We start from the raw sequence: 1,273 nt of genomic DNA on the forward strand, positions 1-1,273 counted from the left end.
CACGGCGTGGATGACGCCCCCCTGGCGCGGGTCCTGGGGGGGCCTGTGCGGGGGGTGGGGGGGGGCGCCGGGATCCTCGCCGAGGGCGAGCGCGCGGCCGACCCAGGCCAGGCCCTCGGGGCGGTAGTTGCGCAGCCACCAGAACCAGCCCATGGCGAAGACGAGCCGGAGTCCGGCGGACTCGTCGGGATCGGTGACCAGGGTGCGGTGGAGGGCGGCGCGGATGTTGTCGAGGTCGCGCTCCAGCGCGTCGATCCAGGGCAGCTGCTCCGCCGAGCGGAGCCTCGGCTCGGCCGTCTCCGCGAGGGCCGTGAAGTGCGCGGTGTGGGTGGCCTCGGCAGCGGCGAGCAGCTCCGGCTCCTCGGCGGCGCGCTCGGTCGCGTACTCGTGGATGGTCTCCAGGAGGCGGTAGCGCATCTCGCCGCCCTCGGTGGGGGCGGCGACGACGAGGGACTTGTCGACGAGGGCGCCCAGGGCGTCGGCGGCGTACGGGGAGAGGGCCTCGGCGGCGGCCAGGTCCCAGCCGCCGGCGAAGACCGACACCTGGCGGAGCAGGGCGCGCTCGGCCGGGTCGAGCAGCTCCCAGGACCAGTCGACGACCGCCCGGAGGGTCTGCTGGCGGGGGAGCACGGTCCGCGAGCCGGAGGTGAGGAGGAGGAACCGGTCGTCGAGGCGGTCGGCTATCTGGCGCGGGGTGAGCAGACGCAGCCGGGCGGCGGCCAGCTCGATGGCGAGCGGCAGGCCGTCGAGGCGGCGGCAGATCTCGTCGACGGCCTCGCCGCCGTCGCGCGCGAGGTCGAAGGAGGGGCGCACGGTGCGGGCCCGCTCGGCGAAGAGGCGGTGGGCGGGGCCGGGCGGGAGGGGCTCGACGGGCCGGACGGACTCGCCGGGGACGCCGAGGGGCTCACGGCTGGTGGCGAGGACGCGGAGCTGCGGGCAGTGGGTGAGCAGGGTCTCGGCGAGGGCGGCGGCCGCGTCGATCACGTGCTCGCAGTTGTCGAGGACCAGGAGCAGCGGACGGCGGGCCAGGTGCTCGACGAGGTGGGCGGTGGGGTCGTCCTTGAGCGGGGCGCCCTCACGGGTGATCAGGTTGATCTCGCGGAGGCGCAGGGCGGAGAGGACGGCGCCGGGCAGGGCGTCGGGGTCGTCGAGCGGGGCGAGCTCGGCGATCCAGGCGGGGGGGGGGGGGGGGCGCGCGGCGCCCCCCCCCCCCCCCCCCCCCCCCCGCCGGCCCCCCCCCCCCCCCCCGCGCGGGGGGTGGGGGGGGCGCGGG

Annotated in this window: 1 protein-coding gene; it reads right to left on the bottom strand. The window is 78.2% G+C overall.

Annotation, left to right across the window (positions count from 1 at the left end; translation table 11 throughout):
* Positions 1-1,273: ATP-binding protein (locus ACFV2S_RS37245; protein WP_385570597.1), on the bottom strand; the 1,273-nt coding region annotated here is incomplete at both ends.

This window comes from Streptomyces sp. NPDC059695 (genome assembly GCF_042733785.1).
Classification (GTDB): domain Bacteria; phylum Actinomycetota; class Actinomycetes; order Streptomycetales; family Streptomycetaceae; genus Streptomyces.